The sequence below is a fragment of the Algoriphagus marincola DSM 16067 genome (assembly GCF_000429405.1).
GTDB classification, from domain to species: Bacteria; Bacteroidota; Bacteroidia; order Cytophagales; family Cyclobacteriaceae; genus Algoriphagus; species Algoriphagus marincola.
This window is the reverse complement of sequence record NZ_AUBU01000006.1, coordinates 344,956-363,013: the sequence shown is the minus strand read 5'-3', so window position 1 is coordinate 363,013 and position 18,058 is coordinate 344,956. Positions and strand designations below refer to the sequence as shown.

The window sequence follows — 18,058 nt, the reverse complement described above, 5'->3', positions numbered from 1 at the left end:
ATCCCGATCTCTAGTTGAAATCGGGATTTGAAAATTTTATCGAGTAGTACCTCCATTGATCACCTGACCAAAGAAGATTGCGTTTAGATACAGCTTATTCGTACCAAACCAGAAAGCACGGAAATTCATATTATCAGCAAAGGCCACGACTCTTCCTCGCCCGATACCCCGTACTTGGATTACAGATCCATTTTGTAGTCCAGGCAGATTGCTTGGGTGCAAATAGCCAGAAGCAAGCGGGTTTGAAGTATATACCAGTGGGTTTGCGTATGGGTTTTCGGCAGGCTCCAAAAACAGATTATCATTTCTGAAGGTATGAATCGCCGAATCGGTATAGCCATATCCCAAAGGATGGGTTAGGTCCAGATTAGCATTAAATATTGCTCCTCCGGTCACCTTGGCTCCGGTCGCATCTCGGTAAATCGCATAAGGCTTCTGAAGTCCTTTTTCATCATTATCCACCGAACGGAATTTGATATCAATGACTTCATTTTGGGCTAGAAAGCGAAGCGCACCACCTTTGGCTACAAGGGTATTTCCTTTAGCAGCCCAAGATCTCAAGGTGCTTGCTCCGGATTTGCCTAAGCTTCCATAATTGCCATCAGGCATTAAAATGACATTGTAGCGATCAATAACACTGGAGCTGACTCGATCTACAGGCAAAAGTGTGATAGGCATTTCGATTCGCTGATCCAGCAGGTGCCAAATTTCTCCTGCTTCATATCCATCTACTCCGTTGTCTACCAACAAAGCCACTCGCGGAATTTCCAAAGGTGTGATAAAGGTAGATCCCATATTGATCCCTGCTGTATATCCAGTACTGATAGCATGAATATCCACAGTAGAGGAAGAGGCAATTTCTTGTAGCTTTTGAAAGAAAGCTGCATCAGACAAATCGGTCTCTCCCTTATCAATTAGGATAGTGCCTCTACCAAAGCTTTTACCTTCAGGTGTGGAAAACTCTGCATTTGCCACCCGCACACGGAAGCCTTCCTTCATCAACTTGTAGGCTGCTTTCGGAGCATAGTAGTCTGTCCACTCCATGGCATATTGATAGGCTCCCACCCCACCAATGACTTGGCCAGGCTTAAGCTGAAATTCATTCTTATTGATCTCACGTACATTTGCCAAATTCAAAATACGGCTATTCAAAGCCATGTAGTCCAAATTGAAAGCCATCGGATAAGTCCAAGCTGAAATGTCATAGAAAAGTGAATCTTGAAACTCCGTTCTAGTTTCAAACATTGCTTTGATCAATCGATATTGGGGCTGGTCTGCCGGCACGATGTAGGCATTTTCCTTTTTGAAATCCCTTCCATTTACAGTAATATCCTCTTCCAGGCTAAATACTTTGATGTCATGCTGTAGGATCAAATCTGCCAAGTGAAAGCTACGGGCATCATCCTTCTCTGAACCAAAAATGTACGCTTTGTTGACATCTGCCGCAGTTTCCTCAGCTATTCCAACATAAAAATCCCGCATCCACTGATTGAGTTCTTCACGCATCTCTTTTGCAGCTTCATAAGAAGAAAGGTTTGCGGTGAATTGATTTCGAATTGTGAAAGGAAAACTCAACATCCCATTGGCTGATTCTTGAAGGTGTCCTCTAGAACTTGCCTGCTCAAAGAGGATACCGATTGACCCTTGTACATCCGGATAGGTAGAGCCTTTTCCATAGTAGAAATCATCGTAGTTTTCTTGATTGTAATAAAGCGAGCCGATCTTGTCGAGAGCCTTGGCATGATAGGTTCCTATTTTTTCGGTCAGCTCAAAGTTTTTATCCGGGGTAAGCGGATGGGTACGCGATGGAACACCAGGTTGGAAGAAAAAGGTGCTGTTGGTTCCCATTTCATGAAAATCCAGGTGAATATTAGGCAACCAGCTTTGAAAGACTTTTACCCGATTTCTTGACTCTGGATGTTGCACTGGCAACCAATCCCTGTTAAGGTCAAACCAATAATGATTCGTCCGACCTCTTGGCCAGGCTTCATTGTATTCCCTTCCATTTGGATCCCCATTAAGATTGTAAGACTTGTGGGAGTTGACCCATGAGGCAAATCGATTGAGACCGTCAGGATTGATCGCTGGATCGAGAAGCAAAACCACATTTTCCAACTCAGCTTCAATTTCATTTGCCGCAGCAAAATGGTAAGCGGCCAAAAGCGAAGCATTTGCACCACTTGCTTCATTCCCATGTACAGAATATCCCATAAACATCACCACCGGCATAGACTCTATGGAAACACTCTGATTGGGATTCCGGAGTTTTTTACGATCTGCCTTGATTTGGTCTAGTCTTGCTAAGTTGGCAGGGGAAGAAATGGTCAATAAGGTCTGCGGACGCTTTTCATAGCTTCTACCCGTCTCCTCAAACATTACTCGATTAGAGGCTTCAGCAACCGCTTTCATGTACATCACCAATTGGTCATGCGTGACATGCCATTCCCCCACTTCATAGCCAAGAACCTGCTTGGGAGTAGGTATGGAGGGGTCATAGGTGTAGCCTTCCGGCAAATAATAACTCAGATCAACTTGGGCGCTGGCCCAGGAAGACATGAATGTGAAAATCAGGAGAAATAGGATTCTTTGCATATAAGTATGATTAAAACTTTTGACTAAATTCTTACTAATTTTTCTCAAAAAAAGCTATTTTAGAGCAGTGGTAAAAATAATTGAAGAAAAGCTATGGAATTAATTACTCCCGGACAAGGACTATGGATTTGGCAAGCTGGAGGTGCTCTTCTTTTATTTGGTTATGCTGCTTTTTGGCTTTACGCCATGGTAGATTTGATCAAAAGTGATTTTCGCGTTCCACACGAAAAAATGATGTGGTTGCTGATCTTGCTCTTTACCACACCATTCGGAGTTTTCCTGTATTTAGCCATGAGTAGAAGACACAAAGAAAAGCGAAAATTTAATCCAATTTTTTCAAGTAGAATTCATCGATAAAAACTTTGCATATGATGTTCATTCAAAATATTGGCGGTGGATTTATCATCCTCTTTTTATTTAGTATTCTTTATTTCATTTTCTGGGTGTATTGTCTTGTAGATGTCATTCGCTCCGAATTCAAAGATCCCAATATGAAATTAATTTGGGTGCTGATTTTAGTCTTTGCCCAAGGGATTGGACCCATCATTTACCTTATTATCGGCAATAGCGGTAAAAAATTCTCCTACTGATGTTTGGACTAGGAATCATCGGACTGGCTATTTATGCCTACACTATCTACGATGTGGTAATCAGCAATTTTGCCAACGAAACGGACAAATTGATTTGGCTTTTGATTGTTGTACTTGTCCCTTTCTTGGGTACGATACTCTGGTTTTTGGTTGGAAGGACAAAGCGCCTCTGAGATTACTTCTTAAATAAGTCAAGAAGTGCACTTTTTAAATTTTCATGCTCAAACTCAAACCCGGCTTTTTGGATTTTTTGACTAGCGACACGGTTTCCTCCTAGCACCATACGGGCCATTTCACCCAACATCAATCGAAGCACAAAACCAGGAACCCCTATACCCAAATAAGGCTTTCCCTTTGCTTTTGCTGCTTCTTGGGTTAAGTGTTGGTTGGTGGCGGGGTTGGGTCCGACTGCATTATAAATTCCCTGCAAGGTTGTTTTCTCCAGAGCAAATACAAACATTCTTGCCAAGTCTTCGATATGAATCCAACTCATCCATTGGTCTCCATTTCCAAGCGGAGCAGCGACAGGCGGCTTGAGCATTTCTCCTAAAGCTCCACCTTCGGCATCTAGGACGATCCCGATCCGAAGTAATACCGTCCGCAAATTCAATGACTCTATCTTTTTGACTTCTTTTTCCCATGCAATCACCACATCCGCCAAGAAATCACTCCCGGCTTGACTGTTTTCATCGAGTAATTGTGAACCGGTATCAAATCCATAATATCCAATCGCGGAAGCAGAGATAAAAGTCGTCGGTTTTTCTTTCGCCGCTTCAATTGCCTGATGGAGCAATTGAGTACTTTGGGTCCTGGATTCCAGAATCTCATTTTTCCGCTGAGGAGTCCATTTTTTGTCTGCCACTCCAGCACCGGCCAAGTGAATCACCGCATCAGCCCATTCCATCGCCTCAGCATCGATTTGTTGACTGGGAATATCCCAGGTAAACGATTTTCGTGATTTTGCAGATCGACTCAACCAAGCGACTTCCATCCCCTTTTGCTCCAGCAATTGAGTGATGCGCTGCCCTATCAGGCCTGAGCCACCGGTGATAAGTATATTTTTCATTTCAATGGATTTTGTAAATAACCACTCCCTGCCAAGAATAGTTGTAAGCGGCCGGACAGTTCTTTAAAATTCAATTTCTATTCCTAATTTGCCCATCCCAAGAACAAAAATCTAAATTGACTTTCAAATCATTTGGCATTTACTTTTTTCAGTGGCTCCTTGACGGGCTTTTGATAGGACTGTTGGCAGGGTCTGCCTCTGCTGTTTTTTTGATTTCTCTTGATTGGGTTACTGATTACCGAGAGTCTCACCGATGGGTTATTGCACTCCTTCCAATGGGTGGTTTTTTGATCGGTTGGACTTATTACAAAATTGGGCAAAACTCCCTCAAAGGAAACAACTTACTTCTAGACGAACTCAATGCACATAAAAGCCCCATTCCGCTTAGAATGACGCCTTTGGTACTTTTTGGGACCATTTTGACCCATTTTTTTGGTGGCTCAGCAGGCCGAGAGGGGACTGCCGTACAGATGGGAGGATCTCTTTCCGATCAATTGACCAAATGGCTTGGACTTAATCGTGAAAATCGGCGTTTGACGCTCATAGGAGGCGTTGCTGGCGGATTTTCTTCAGTTTTTGGGACACCACTTGCCGGGGCAATCTTCGCCTTGGAATGGATGCATACAGGCAAATTTCGGCCTCAATCGCTTTTTCCAGCTTTTTGGGCGGCTTTTGTAGCAGACTGGACTTGCGAATTGCTTTGGGGAGTAGGGCACATCGAGTATTATATTCCTGAAGTAGCTACTCATTCTTTACCGAATTTACTTTGGGTGATACCAGCTGGAATTGCCTTTGGGCTCTCGGGTAGATTATTTGCGGAATGCACTCATTTTTTTTCAAAATTATTTTCCAAGACCTTCTCCTACCCTCCGCTGAGACCGGTCATAGGCGGACTGGTGATCGCAGGGATTGTATGGATTTCGGACAGCACCACTTACATAGGATTGGGAATTCCCCGGATTGTGGAGGCCTTTGAGCAGCCCTTGCCTTGGTACGACTGGCTCGCCAAAACTGGCTTGACCGGATTTACCTTGGGGGCAGGATTCAAGGGTGGTGAAGTGACACCTTTGTTTTTCACAGGAGCCACCTTGGGCAATGCATTGAGTAGCTTGATACCCCTGCCTTTAGCGCTACTGGCGGGGATGGGCTTTGTCGGTGTTTTCTCAGGGGCCACCAATACCCCAATGGCCTGCACTGTTATGGGCATGGAGTTATTTGGCTCAGAAGCCGGAGTTTTTCTAGCGCTTGCCTGTGGAATCGCCTATGTCTTCAGCGGAAAAGGAAGTATTTATTCCTCTCAGGATTTGGGCTGGAAGAAAGCTTGGTTTTACTGAAAATTCATCAAAACACTGGCTGAAAATCCACCGGTGGCTTTTTCTTTCTGGTAAAATCAAGATTATGATAAACGGAGAAACGTATCAGGTCCCGATTATTGTAATTGATCCCGGAATCCCTTTGCTGCCAACTTTTGGCATAACCAACCTGAAATTGAATATTTTCATTCAAAATATACCCTAAGCCTACAAAAGCCCGATTATCCTCGAATGGATTTCGAATGATCGTCTTTCCAGTTTGTATAAAAACTTCATTGTAAAGCGAGAGAAAGTAAGTTCCCGGTTGGAATTTATAAGAGTTCAGGGGAATGTATGATGAAATTTTATATCGCCATCGATAGCTGAGTTCGAATGGGGAACCGACATAATAATCCCTTCTCCAGCGCTGTTCAGTTCGGATTTGATGATAAAGTTTTGCCTTTCCTAGCGACTGAATAAAAAGGGCCTGTTGCCAGAATCGAAATTGATTGACGATCTTATCATAGGGAAGCTCTTGATCAGCGTACTCCGGTGGTGCCCAATAGAATGGAGTGACAATCCCACCTGTAATTTCCAGGTTTTTATTGATAATATAACTGAGTCCAAATCTCAAATAGATTTGCCCCATGTTTTGAACCAATTGATCTCTTGTCCGAAGGTGATACTCTCCGTAGTAGAATAGTTTCTCGCCAATTCTATACTTCGTGTAAAGCCCATTCCAAAGCTCAGATCGACGAGACGTGATCCGTTCTTCCTGCTCAGGTTCTTCTTGTGACAGAGCTACTAAAGGCGAGACTATCAATATCAAAAACAAGAGAGGCGCCTTCATCCTGCTTATTAAAGCTTTTAAAAAGTCAAACCTCATATCGAAAGTAGTTTTTTAAGTTGGTTGATGTTGCCGGAGACTTTCCGAATATTTCGCTCCAGTCTTTTGGTATTTCTGCCTTTCAATTCCAAAAGGCGAGATTCGAGAGCATCCAAGTTGAGTAGATGAACCTGCACATCCCGAAAATCTTCCGAACGCATGATCAGGTCAAGTTCATAATCAATAATGGATTCTGCTGCCTGAATGAGTCCCGGTTGACGCAGCACTTCAAAGTCCGTCTCAAAGGTGAATGGGTCCAGCGTCTTTTCTGTAAACTCTTCTCGAAGGGATGAGCCTAGATTTTCGTATCGCTGCAATTCGGGAAGGCTTTCCTCCAGAAAGAGAAACAACTCAATCAATTCATCCCCAACCTCCGCTTTTTCCAAAAAGCCTTCGGTTTCATTATACGTATTGAGGAGTTGCTGATAATTTTTTACACTGAGGTTCTGATAGACCGAATCTACCAATGCCAGGTGTCGGTTATTGCGGATTTCAAGTGATTTTTTTTGACTTGCTACCCGTTGCTTTTCTTTTAAAATCCGCTCTTCGAGGACATCAAGTTCAGTACTTTGCCTAAAGTCGACTTGTTGCTTTTGAATATAAACCTGAATCGACTCAAATGTCTCCCACTCCCGTTGAATGTGCGCTAGCAGATCTGTTGAGAGCTTTTTGTTTTCAGAGAGCTGCGGAAACTCCAAAGTCTTTTGACGCAATTCAGTGTCATAAGTATAATTAATCTGCTCCTCTGAATTCAAGAAATTCAATCCGTCACGTAGGTAATTCCCAGTATCAAAGTATTGGATATCTCCATTGCGAAGCAATTGGATAACTTGCTCATAGTTTCCGATTTTCCTCATCAAATACTCAAAATAGGCCCCGCTGAAAGCCAGTGAATCGGAAGTGTTTTGGTTAAGTGAAAGGAAATCGGAAATAGCTTTTTGGTTGGATTTTTCCTTCAACCTGTCAAAAACCTCGATAATTTCTTCGTAGCGGCCTTGGTCTTCCTCGGATATGGCATAGACAAACCTTCGGGTTGAAAGCGGATATTTTTTGAGTTTCCCATCCTCGGAAAAGAAATCTTCTTCAAACTGCAAAAGCCTGCTAAGGGCATCTTCCAGCAGAAAGGTTCCTAAATATTGTTCCTGAAACTCCTCGCTGCTTTCCGCATAGCCATCATTGAAAATCAGTCCAAATGCCTGATCAGATACTTTGTAGTCTACTTCAAATCCCTGATTGAGTGAATCGAGTTTTTCAATAGCATTATAAAAAACCACTTCATCAATTTTCTGATTTGTCAGGCTATTGACTTTAGAAAGACCAATCAAGAATCCCTTTTCGTAGCGCCGGGTTTCATGAATGGTAAGATTGCTGTCCATGGGATAGAAAAACTCCCAATTACCTACCATCAAGCCTTCTTTATTTACCTGGCCAAAGATCTGATAGGTACGCTTTGGGTCTTTCGACTCAAAATTTACGGAGCCAAGCAAGCTGTCTTTTTCAAAAGTCAAATCTTTGGCTACAAATACATTCAAGTACTCTTCAGCCTGCCAATTTTTCTCGGAATAGCTCCATGAGCCGCTCAATTCCCCTTTTTGATAATTTGCTTCCAGTTCTATCAGATTTGTAAAAAGCGCAGCTTGAATTTGCCTATTTACAATATCCTCAATACCTATCTGATGTATTTCTTGCCGGTAGGTCCAATCCCCATTTTTTTGATCCTCGGCATATACACCCTCAACTTGAAGTTTTCTGAACAATCCCCTTTCCAGGCTATCCATTTTGCCATAGTTGAAAACAAAAGGACCATTCAAAATAGGCTCCATCTCCTCATCAAGTGTATACTGAAGCTCAGCTGTTCCACGAAGTCCCTTGAAGGTAAAACCTCCTTTGTAAGATCGGGTATCTTGAGATAAAACCCCATGACCGCACAGGAGCAAGACCAAAAAAACCAAAATGCCTTTATTCATAATTGATTAATCTTCCAAAAGCCTGCCAAAACAAGTCAAAGCAGAAATTCAGCCTGGAGAACCGGATATTCAGATTCCGACAAATAGAGATGAGTCAGAATATTCTTTGGGTTTATTAAAAATTTAGACGGATCAGCCTGATCGACCATTCAATTTACCTAATAGAATTTTTGTTAAAATCCTTAAAAAAAGAAAAGCTTATTTACTAAAAACACAAATTTCTCACAGCTTTTTTGCCTCATTCCAAAAGACATCCATTTCTGCTAAAGTCATATCAGCCAGATTTTTACCGGATTTTTGTGCTGCTGATTCCAGATACTGGAATCGCTTAATGAATTTCAAATTCGTCCGCTCCAATGCTTCTTCAGGGTTGATATCGATAAAACGTGCATAATTGATCAATGAAAAAAGCAGGTCCCCAAATTCAGCTGTGGCTTTCTCTTGGTCTATTTCACTAGCATCAGAAGCATTAAACTCTTCCTTGAATTCCTGCATTTCTTCCTCTACCTTTTCCCAAACTTGATGCTTCTCTTCCCAGTCAAAGCCCACACCTCGGGCCTTTTCCTGAATCCGCATCGCTTTAATCAAGGCAGGAAGTGATTTCGGAACTCCCCCTAGGACAGATTTATTCCCTTTTTCCTTCAGCTTAATTTTCTCCCAATTTTGACTGACGGTTTCAGCATCATTTGCTTGAGTATCTCCATAGATGTGAGGATGACGGCGGATGAGCTTTTCGCAAAGCGAATTGGTCAAAGTAGCTATATCAAAGTTGCCTTCCTCAGAACCGATTTTGGCATAAAAAACAATGTGAAGAAGTATGTCCCCCAGCTCTTTTTTAATTTCGTCAGGATTTCCTTCGAGGATAGCGTCCGAAAGCTCAAAAGTTTCCTCAATAGTCAAGTGCCTGAGGCTTTCCGTGGTCTGCTTTTGATCCCAAGGACACTGTGCGCGAAGCTCATCCATGATGGTCAATAATCGATCGAAAGCAGCCAACTGCTCGGCACGGGTACTCAAATTAGACATGATTTGGGAAACTATGTGGAAATGATAGTCGTTTTCGAAGTAAAGCTTTAAATTTGTGCAAAATTATCCGTTATGGCAACTGTATTAATCACGCTTGGCTTCTTGGCATTATTCTTCGTTTTGATGTCTGTCAGGCTCATACTCATAAAAAACGGGGAGTTTAAAGGAACTTGTGCTTCTCAAAACCCTTATCTCAACAAGGATGGTGGGACTTGTAGCTACTGTGGGAAGACGGTGGACTCAAACAGTAGTTGTGGAAATCCCGACAACGAAGTCGATAAAGTACTGGCAAAATTCAAATAAATCTCAATCCTGCCTATCGGCAGGATTTTTTCAATTTTTCAACAAATCATTTACTGTACGTGTCACTGATTAAATCAATTTCCGGAATACGGGGAACTATCGGTGGGAAAGCCGGAGAAGGTCTCACCCCGATCGATGTTGTGAAGTTTACCGCCGCTTATGGCGCTTGGGTATTGGAAAAAACCGGAAACTCAAAAATCGTCATCGGAAGAGATGCACGACTTTCTGGGGAAATGGTATCCAAATTGGTTTCTGCTACCCTTCAAGGCCTTGGAATACATGTGATAGACTTGGGTCTAAGTACCACTCCCACTGTAGAACTTGCTGTCCCTGCCGAGAAAGCAGGAGGAGGAATTATTCTTACGGCTAGTCATAACCCTATCCAGTGGAATGCACTCAAACTTCTGAATGCGAAGGGAGAATTTATCTCTGATGCAGAAGGAAAGGATATCTTAGAAAAGGCAGAAACAGAGGACTTTTCCTTTGCAGAGGTGAAAAAATTGGGAGCTTATACACCTATTGATGACTATCTGGATCGCCACATTCAGCATGTGTTGGACTTGGAATTGGTAGATGTAGAAGCGATTAAGGCCCGTGGATTCAAAGTGGTAGTCGATGCCGTGAATTCTACCGGAGGGATTGTAGTACCAAAGCTTTTGAAAGCGCTGGGAGTCGAGGTCATTGAGGAAATGTATTGTACCCCTGACGGTCATTTCCCGCACAATCCCGAACCACTTCCTGAAAACCTACGCGACATTTCTCAAAAACTGGAAAAAGGAAATTTTGACTTAGGAATCGTCGTCGATCCAGATGTAGATCGATTAGCGCTGATCAATGAAGACGGGTCTCCTTTTGGGGAGGAATATACCTTAGTAGCAGTGGCAGACTATGTCTTGTCACACACAAAAGGAAACACGGTATCAAACCTTTCATCTACCCGAGCACTACGGGACGTGACAGAGAAGCGAGGTGGCACTTACACGGCCGCAGCAGTAGGTGAAGTCAATGTAGTCAGTCAGATGAAGGCCGTAGATGCAGTCATCGGGGGTGAAGGAAACGGAGGAATCATCTATCCTACTTCACACTACGGTCGAGATGCCTTGGTGGGGATTGGGCTATTTTTGACCCACTTGGCCAAGTTTGGGAAGTCCATCTCTAGACTTCGGGCGACCTATCCGAATTATTATATTTCTAAAAATAAAATCGAGCTTACCCCGGAGATCAATGTGGATAAAATCCTCTCAGAGATCCGTGAGAAATATAAAAAGCAACCTATCAATGATATTGATGGTGTAAAAATCGAATTTGAGAAGGAATGGGTGCATTTGAGAAAGTCAAATACCGAACCGATTATCCGAATCTATGCGGAGTCCGACTCTGAATCCAAAGCCGAACACCTAGCCAAGAAAATCATGCAAGACATCAAAGAAGTCGTCAGCGCTTCCTTGATTTAAATAACCCAAAAAGAAGAAAAGATGAAGGTCTATTTGGACAATGCTGCTACTACAGCCATGGACGATCGAGTGATCGAAGCCATGCTCCCGTTTATGAAAAACCACTACGGAAACCCCTCTTCGGTTCATAGCCACGGAAGAGAAGTCCGTACTGCCATCGAGCGGTCGCGCAAAAAAGTGGCAGAACTGCTCAATGCAAGCCCTTCAGAGATTTTCTTCACTTCTGGAGGAACTGAGGCAGACAATACCGCCTTGGTTTGCGGAATCGAAACACACGGGATCAAGCATGCTATTACCTCTCCTATCGAGCATCATGCAGTATTGCACACGCTGGAAGTATGTGCTCAAAAAGGAAACATTCAGCTACATCTATTAGATGTGAATGAAAAAGGAGAAATCGACTTAGGCCAATTGGAGGAATTGTTGAAAACATATCCAAATGCGCTCGTCTCCTTGATGCAAGCAAATAATGAGATCGGAAACCTAAACGACCTCAATCAAATCGGCCAGTTAGCGCAGGCTCACGGGGCTTTTTTCCACTCGGATACCGTACAGACTATGGGGCATTATGTTCATGATCTGAAGAGTTTACCGATCGATGCTCTTGTCGCTGGTGGGCATAAGTTTCATGGTCCAAAGGGTTCCGGGTTTTTGTATGTGCGAAAAGACAAAAAGATCCACCCATTTATTCATGGCGGAGCTCAGGAGCGAAATATGCGGGGTGGAACGGAAAATGTGATCGGAATCATTGGGATTGCCAAGGCTTTGGAAATAGCATACGAGGATATGAGTGGCCATGAGGCACACATCAAAGCCTTGAAAAAGCATTTCATCGAATCAATCAAAGCAAGCGTTCCAGGTGTCGAATTCAACGGAATGTCTGGGGATATTGATCAGTCGCTCTATACGGTCCTTAATGTGAGTTTACCTCCATCTGAGGCCAATGCGGGGATGTTACTGTTCAATCTGGACTTGGCTGGCATCTCTGGATCCGGTGGTTCGGCTTGCAGTTCGGGCGCCACAGTTGGATCACATGTTTTAAGGGCATTGAATCATAATCCAGAAAGAGATTCCGTTAGGTTTTCCTTTAGTCGATTCAATACTATTGAAGAGATAGATTACACTGTCGAGAAATTGAAAGAGCTTTACGCGGTAGAGGTGTAACCTTAGGCCACTTAAAAGTTCATTGATTGTAATAGCCATTACAGTAATTTCTATTACAAAAAAAGAGCGGAAATTTCCGCTCTTTTTTATTGGTATGACTTGACTCATTCATTTCTTCGCACCGGGATACCCGATCGCGTAAGGGGTCCAGATTTCATAGATAGGGTTTCCGGTTGAACTCAGCCCGCTGTGATGCCACTCTCCGTCAATGACCTCATAATCAAAACCCAAACTTGCTCCCACACGTGAATTGTCTCGGGAGAAAAAGGTGATATTCTCGGTATATTTTCCATCTTTTGCCGTGTAAGTACCCCCTCCAGAACCACTAAATTCCTTAGTCTCCGAATTGAAGGCTACCCACTGAAAGCGCCCTCCGGAAAGAATCTTGATCGTCCTTCTGGCTCCTGGAGTAGATCGGCGAATTTCATCATCTCGCTTTCTGCCTGTGATCACCCAATTGCCCGTCAAATCATCCTGCCCATCGGAAACTCGCTCCCAAATTTCTACTAGCATTCGCCCGTTGATTTCTGATGAAATGACGATTTTCCCATCTACCCAATCCAATTGGTACTTATTAACTGTCCCGACCTGAAAGGGCTCTAAGGTGAAAAAATCCAAAGTCTCTGTGTATGTATTTCCGTCCAATTCAAAAGGACCTCCACCTGCACCTACAAAGGCATTATCAGCGATCTTTTTAGCCCCAAAGGCAAAGTAATCATCCTGATAAATCTTGATATATTCTACATCTGTAACTTCCTCACCATTTTGATGAGTCATCTTCCAAGCTCCCTCTATGGATTGCGCCTGAACCCATCCGAAGCAAAATAAAAGAGCAAAAGTGATTAGAGTTTTCATACTTTTCGAGGTTTGGAGTAAGTTACCACTTCTTACCCGCTAAATCTAAAATTTTATTTTGAAGGGTAAAAATCTGATTTTTACACTGCTATGAAGAAATTCCAGTTAGGTCAGTCCAGAGAAAATGTCATCAATCTTTTCCCAGAAAAAGCCATCCGACGGGTAAAGCTTGGCGAAAAAGAAATCGGGATAGTCCGAATAGGAGAAATTTTTTTCGCTTTTGATAGTCTTTGCCCGCACCGCGGCGCATCGCTTATTCAAGGCAGCATCAATGGCTATGAAGAAATTATCTGCCCACTTCATCAATACCGCTTCGACCTGAAAACAGGCGCACTCCATTCAGGCTCTTGTTCTGATTTGGAGGTTTATCAGACGAATCTCACCGATGAGGGACTGATCATTCAGCTCAATAGCGGAAATTGAATTTGGCCCCGAAATAGACATTTTGTGACGGAGCTGGCTGATAAAATCTGCCTCCAAAGGGATTCAGGTCATTTCCCAAGGAGTAATCCACATCAAACAAATTTTCCAGACCAAAGTAGATTTCCATATCAAGCTTTTTAGAAATCTGCTCGAAAAAGCCCATCCGGAGATTCACCAGATTAAATGGATCTTGGTAAACTGTATTGGCATCATTCAGGGGGATTTCATCGGTGAACTGATGGGTCAAATTCAGGTAAACATTTCCGGCAAAACGGAAATCCAGCGTCTGAACGACTGTATTTGGAGCTACTCCCGTCAATTGGTTTCCGGAAAAATCCTGATCTCGTTTTTGGTAATCCCTAAACTCAAAATAATGTCCGGTGTAAGCTACTCCATAATCCAGAACCCGTAGAAATCCACCCATTCGCTGTACCAACTGATAATCCAAAGCCAACTCGATTCCTTTTTGATCGGTGGACCCGGCATTTCGAAAGAGTACTACGCCCTGTTCGTTCGTGAAAGTGGTTATAGTCTGATTAAGTCGAAAATAAAAAGCTGTCAGATCGAAATTCAATCGATTCTTTCCCAATCGATACCCCAGCTCAAAATTTGTTCCCCGCTCAGCCTCCAGGTCCAAATTCAGACTTCCCTCATTTGTACGAACCTCATCAATAGTGGGCGGAGAGAAACCACTACTTACAGATGCTCTCAAAGCCGAAAAATCATTTAAACTGAAATTGACTGCTGCTCGGGGAATTAAAATAGGATCAAATTGTCTTTTCTGAGGGCCTGTAGGACCTCCACTTGCATCAATCAAACGGTCGATTTCAAAAGAGGAAAAATTCTGACTCAAACCTAATGTCAGCAACCAGCGCTCAGTAAACTCCCATTCGGCTTGCTGGAATAAAAATGCTTGGGTCGCCCGTAATTTATCAGCGAAGCGAACGGTATCTGCCACTCCACTTCGATTCCCGAAATTTTGAGCATCGGTGAGACTGGTTTGATATTCCCCTCCGGCAATTAGTCGAAGCGGCTTACCTGCCAAATTCCAATCGAATGTAAAACGAGTCCTTCCTCCACTCCCAAAGCCCAATTCCTTTTTGTAGTCCAAAATGAAGGGATTCTCAAAGTCATTGGTGTTCACATAGAATGTGGTGTTGTTTTCAATCTTATCCGAGAATCGATAGCGATGACCAAAAGTTGCTAAAAGCGCTCGCTGTGAAATAGAGCTATTCTGATCTACCGATCCGGGACGAGCCTGGGTAGGGTCTTCCGCTAGCTGTTCGGCATTTAAAGCACCGGGAATTTGATAGTCTAAATCTGAAAACAAAATCTGTGTCCGGATCTCCTGTTTTTCGTTTACTGGAAAATAGCCTCCCAACTGAAAAACGGTCCGGTCCATAGCCGAATGCTCGCGATAGCCGTCACTTTCCTGATTGACGATCGCTACTTCAATGCCTCCTTTTCCGATAGGTTGGGTGATGGCAAACCGTCCCTTATTTAATCCAAAAGATCCAGCAACCCACTCCGAGGTCAGTTTGCCGCTTTGTAAGTCCTCAGCACTGCTAAGGTTGATGACCCCACCATTTCCAGCTCCGTAGATACTTCCAGACGGCCCTTTGATCACCTCGGCTGTACGAATATTGCTAAGGTCCAGCAAATTCAAAGCAGTCGTCCCATCAGGAGCCGTGATCGGCACTTCATTCCAATAAACCTTGACATTTCTGACTCCAAAAGGAGCTCGAAGGGAACTTCCTCGAATGGATACCCTGTAACTAGCCGGTGCCCGTTCTTCGATTCGCACACCCGGTTTGGTATTAAAGGCATTGACTATGGATGTTTCATTAAAGCGATACAAATCCGACTCACCTATCAAACTGATAGAGGCAGACTGCTCTAAGAGTGGTCGCTCTGTTTCAAAGGCCTTAACAGTCACACTCGAGAGTGAAATACTTTTTGGGAAAAGAAAAAAGGTGCTTTCCTCCGCATTCACTGTAACCTCGAGCGATTCATATCCAGGCTTGAAAAGAATGACTGAGAAAGGAGTCTTTTGATCAAAAGTGGCCAGCCCAAGCCGATCTGTCTGAAACTCTTCGCCTGTTTCTAAGCGAATCAAAACCTCTGATAGCGGATCATAATTAAGCCCATCCCGTACCGTGATTTCTACTTGAGCTTTTAGAGAAAGTGAGCCCAAAAGCAGAGCGAAAAGAATTAAATACCTCATACCCCGAAAATACAAGGAAAGCGGGGTAATAGTTTCCCGTTTTTTCCAAATGGCAGAAAAGCCTTGCTGAACAGGACTTTTCTTTTCCAATTCCATCGAAAATTCTTAGAATGCTGCTTCAAATTCGAAATATGAAAAAATTCCTCTTTCCGCTTATTCTGATTCTTTTTTCCCAGTGCCAAGAAAAATCAGCTCCGCCTGAGCCAGTCCTGCCTGTTCCTCATGAGCGACAGGTAGCCTGGCAGCAACTCGAATTTTATGGCTTTGTGCATTTCAATATGAACACCTTCTCGGATCGGGAATGGGGTTTTGGGGATGAAAAACCCGAACAATTCAACCCAACCACGCTGGATGCAAGACAGTGGGCAAGGATCGCCAAAGAAGCCGGGATGAAAGGACTGATTATCACCGCCAAGCATCACGATGGTTTCGTGCTTTGGCCATCAGCCTACACGGAGCACTCTGTGAAAAACAGTCCATGGCGGGATGGAAAGGGCGATTTGATCCGTGAATTTGTGGATGCTTGCCGGGAATATGGGTTGAAAGTGGGCATTTATTACTCCCCTTGGGATCGGAATCATCCGGACTATGGAAAGCCTGAATACATCACCTACATGCGCAATCAACTGACCGAATTGCTAACGAATTATGGGGAAATATTTGAGGTTTGGTTTGACGGGGCCAATGGAGGTACAGGTTGGTATGGTGGAGCCAATGAGGAACGGAAAGTCGATAAGCTGACCTATTACGACTGGGAAAATACCCATGCCTTGGTAAGGGAATTGCAGCCAAATGCCATGCTTTTCTCCGATGCCGGACCCGATGTGCGTTGGGTGGGTAATGAGCATGGCTTTGCCTACGAGACCACTTGGTCCAATCTGATGCGAGACTCGGTCTATGCAGGCATGCCTGAGTATTCGGAAAAGTGGGCATCCGGACAGGAAAATGGTACACATTGGGTGCCTGCTGAGTCTGATGTGAGCATTCGCCCGGGATGGTATTATCATGCCTATGAGGATCACAAAGTCAAGACCCTCCCCCAACTGATGGAGATTTTTTACAAAAGCATCGGTCGAAATTCTTCTTTGCTGATCAATTTCCCTGTGGACACCCGCGGCTTGATTCATGAGAATGATGAAGAAGCCATCTTAAAAATGGCAGCAAAAATCAAAGAAGATTTTCAAACAAATCTAGCGACTGAAGCGACCATTTCATCTAGTGCAGATCGGGGCTATGGCTACGAGGCAAATAGGGTGATTGATGGGGAATATGAAACCTATTGGACCCTATCAGATGGGGCAGGACCAAAAGCCAATTTGGAATTGGACTTTGGGAAAGAGGTGTCTTTCAATCGCTTGCTTTTACAGGAATACACCCCGCTCGGACAGCGGGTAAAGGCTTTCACGCTGGAAGCTGAGATCAATGGATCTTGGGAAAAAATTGCGTCTGGCAATACCGTCGGCTACAAACGGATTTTGCGGTTTCCGGATGTAAGCACCCAAAAAATCCGAATCAATTTCGAGGATGGAAAAGACATCCCCGTGATTTCAGAGCTGGGAATCTACTATGCCCCGAAATTGCTTCTTCCACCTACTATCCAACGGGAAAAGTCCGGACTAGTCTCCCTGCTTTCACCGGATGAGGGACTGGAGATTCGCTATTCCTTGGATGGATCAGAACCATCGGAGCTTTATACCCATCCTTTGGAAATTCAAGAAGCCTCCACCTTAAAAGTTATGTCCTTTGACCCGAGGACTGGCGAAAACAGTGACCTATTTCAAAAAGAGCTGGACATCGCCAAAGCAAAATGGAAGACCGAAGATGAAAAAGCGATCGATGAAAACCCTAGCTCATATGCCACTTTAAGTTCCTCCAAAATACAGGTAAACCTGGGAGAAGCGGTTACGCTAACTGGCTTTACCTATCTCCCCATGCAAGCCCGGTATCCAAGTGGACATATCACAGAGTTTGTATTCAGAGTCAGTACAGACGGAAAAAACTGGACGGAAGTCGCTAGTGGTGAGTTTGCCAACGTGGTCAATAGCCCAATTGAGCAGGAAATACGCTTCGATGGGGTTTCAGCTAAGTGGATAGAATTGGAAGCAATCAAACCCGCAGACGGTAATTCGGCTACCTTGGCTGAAATAGGGGTCCTGACCCGGTAGATTTTCACTCCAGATTTTTTTACCACTAATGGTATCATTTCCTCCAAAAGCATG

Annotated in this window: 16 protein-coding genes; 9 read left to right on the top strand and 7 right to left on the bottom strand. The window is 43.7% G+C overall.

Annotated features, from left to right (window positions below; genetic code table 11):
• Positions 1-36 precede the first annotated feature (36 nt).
• Positions 37-2,592 (bottom strand): M14 family metallopeptidase, encoded by a 2,556-nt coding sequence (locus tag G457_RS0110105; RefSeq protein ID WP_026946373.1) that lies wholly within the window; start codon positions 2,590-2,592, stop codon positions 37-39.
• A 93-nt stretch (positions 2,593-2,685) separates the two neighbouring features.
• On the opposite strand from G457_RS0110105, the gene G457_RS0110100 reads away from it, so the two are divergent.
• Genes G457_RS0110100 through G457_RS22530 form a run of 3 tightly spaced genes read left to right on the top strand, consistent with a single transcriptional unit; the run spans position 2,686 to position 3,355 of the window.
• Positions 2,686-2,949, top strand: coding sequence for a PLD nuclease N-terminal domain-containing protein (locus tag G457_RS0110100; protein WP_026946372.1), 264 nt, complete (start codon positions 2,686-2,688; stop codon positions 2,947-2,949).
• An 11-nt stretch (positions 2,950-2,960) separates the two neighbouring features.
• Positions 2,961-3,182, top strand: a complete 222-nt coding sequence (locus G457_RS0110095) for a PLDc N-terminal domain-containing protein (protein WP_026946371.1) — start codon at positions 2,961-2,963, stop codon at positions 3,180-3,182.
• Positions 3,182-3,355, top strand: a complete 174-nt coding sequence (locus G457_RS22530; protein WP_081701418.1) for a PLDc N-terminal domain-containing protein — start codon at positions 3,182-3,184, stop codon at positions 3,353-3,355. Before G457_RS0110095 ends, G457_RS22530 begins: the two co-directional genes overlap by 1 nt.
• A 2-nt stretch (positions 3,356-3,357) precedes the next feature.
• On the opposite strand, the gene G457_RS0110085 is transcribed toward G457_RS22530, so the two are convergent.
• Entirely contained in the window at positions 3,358-4,248 is an 891-nt protein-coding gene (locus G457_RS0110085) for a TIGR01777 family oxidoreductase (RefSeq protein ID WP_026946370.1), read from the bottom strand.
• A 116-nt stretch (positions 4,249-4,364) separates the two neighbouring features.
• Here G457_RS0110085 and G457_RS0110080 point away from each other — a divergent pair, with 116 nt between their 5' ends.
• Entirely contained in the window at positions 4,365-5,582 is a 1,218-nt protein-coding gene (locus G457_RS0110080) for a voltage-gated chloride channel family protein (protein ID WP_248602850.1), read from the top strand.
• A 7-nt stretch (positions 5,583-5,589) separates the two neighbouring features.
• Here G457_RS0110080 and G457_RS0110075 read toward each other — a convergent pair whose 3' ends face one another.
• The 3 genes from G457_RS0110075 to mazG form a co-directional block, all read right to left on the bottom strand.
• Positions 5,590-6,390, bottom strand: a complete 801-nt coding sequence (locus G457_RS0110075; protein WP_026946368.1) for a DUF2490 domain-containing protein — start codon at positions 6,388-6,390, stop codon at positions 5,590-5,592.
• A gap of 32 nt (positions 6,391-6,422) precedes the next feature.
• Positions 6,423-8,393 (bottom strand): hypothetical protein, encoded by a 1,971-nt coding sequence (locus tag G457_RS0110070; protein WP_026946367.1) that lies wholly within the window; start codon positions 8,391-8,393, stop codon positions 6,423-6,425.
• A 222-nt stretch (positions 8,394-8,615) separates the two neighbouring features.
• A complete protein-coding gene (mazG, locus tag G457_RS0110060; protein ID WP_026946366.1) occupies positions 8,616-9,416 on the bottom strand; it encodes a nucleoside triphosphate pyrophosphohydrolase in 801 nt (266 codons plus the stop codon).
• A 72-nt stretch (positions 9,417-9,488) separates the two neighbouring features.
• Here mazG and G457_RS0110055 point away from each other — a divergent pair, with 72 nt between their 5' ends.
• From G457_RS0110055 to G457_RS0110045, 3 genes are read left to right on the top strand one after another with little or no spacing between them, the layout of a single operon-like run.
• Positions 9,489-9,719 (top strand): hypothetical protein, encoded by a 231-nt coding sequence (locus G457_RS0110055; RefSeq protein WP_026946365.1) that lies wholly within the window; start codon positions 9,489-9,491, stop codon positions 9,717-9,719.
• 59 nt (positions 9,720-9,778) lie between these two features.
• Complete coding sequence (gene glmM / locus G457_RS0110050) at positions 9,779-11,173, top strand: phosphoglucosamine mutase (RefSeq protein ID WP_026946364.1); 1,395 nt, start codon at positions 9,779-9,781, stop codon at positions 11,171-11,173.
• A 21-nt stretch (positions 11,174-11,194) separates the two neighbouring features.
• Positions 11,195-12,337 carry a cysteine desulfurase family protein gene (locus G457_RS0110045; RefSeq protein WP_026946363.1) on the top strand — a complete coding sequence of 381 codons (1,143 nt, stop codon included), beginning with the start codon at positions 11,195-11,197 and terminating at the stop codon, positions 12,335-12,337.
• A gap of 108 nt (positions 12,338-12,445) precedes the next feature.
• On the opposite strand, the gene G457_RS0110040 is transcribed toward G457_RS0110045, so the two are convergent.
• Positions 12,446-13,192 (bottom strand): hypothetical protein, encoded by a 747-nt coding sequence (locus tag G457_RS0110040; RefSeq protein WP_026946362.1) that lies wholly within the window; start codon positions 13,190-13,192, stop codon positions 12,446-12,448.
• Positions 13,193-13,282: 90 nt separating this feature from the next.
• Here G457_RS0110040 and G457_RS0110035 point away from each other — a divergent pair, with 90 nt between their 5' ends.
• Positions 13,283-13,615 (top strand): Rieske (2Fe-2S) protein, encoded by a 333-nt coding sequence (locus G457_RS0110035; protein ID WP_026946361.1) that lies wholly within the window; start codon positions 13,283-13,285, stop codon positions 13,613-13,615.
• On the opposite strand, the gene G457_RS0110030 is transcribed toward G457_RS0110035, so the two are convergent.
• Positions 13,599-15,935 (bottom strand): TonB-dependent receptor family protein, encoded by a 2,337-nt coding sequence (locus G457_RS0110030; protein WP_248602849.1) that lies wholly within the window; start codon positions 15,933-15,935, stop codon positions 13,599-13,601. The two genes, G457_RS0110035 and G457_RS0110030, sit on opposite strands and share 17 nt — an antisense overlap.
• Before the next feature lie 35 nt (positions 15,936-15,970).
• On the opposite strand from G457_RS0110030, the gene G457_RS0110025 reads away from it, so the two are divergent.
• Positions 15,971-18,004 (top strand): alpha-L-fucosidase, encoded by a 2,034-nt coding sequence (locus G457_RS0110025; RefSeq protein WP_026946359.1) that lies wholly within the window; start codon positions 15,971-15,973, stop codon positions 18,002-18,004.
• The last annotated feature ends 54 nt before the right edge of the window (positions 18,005-18,058 follow it).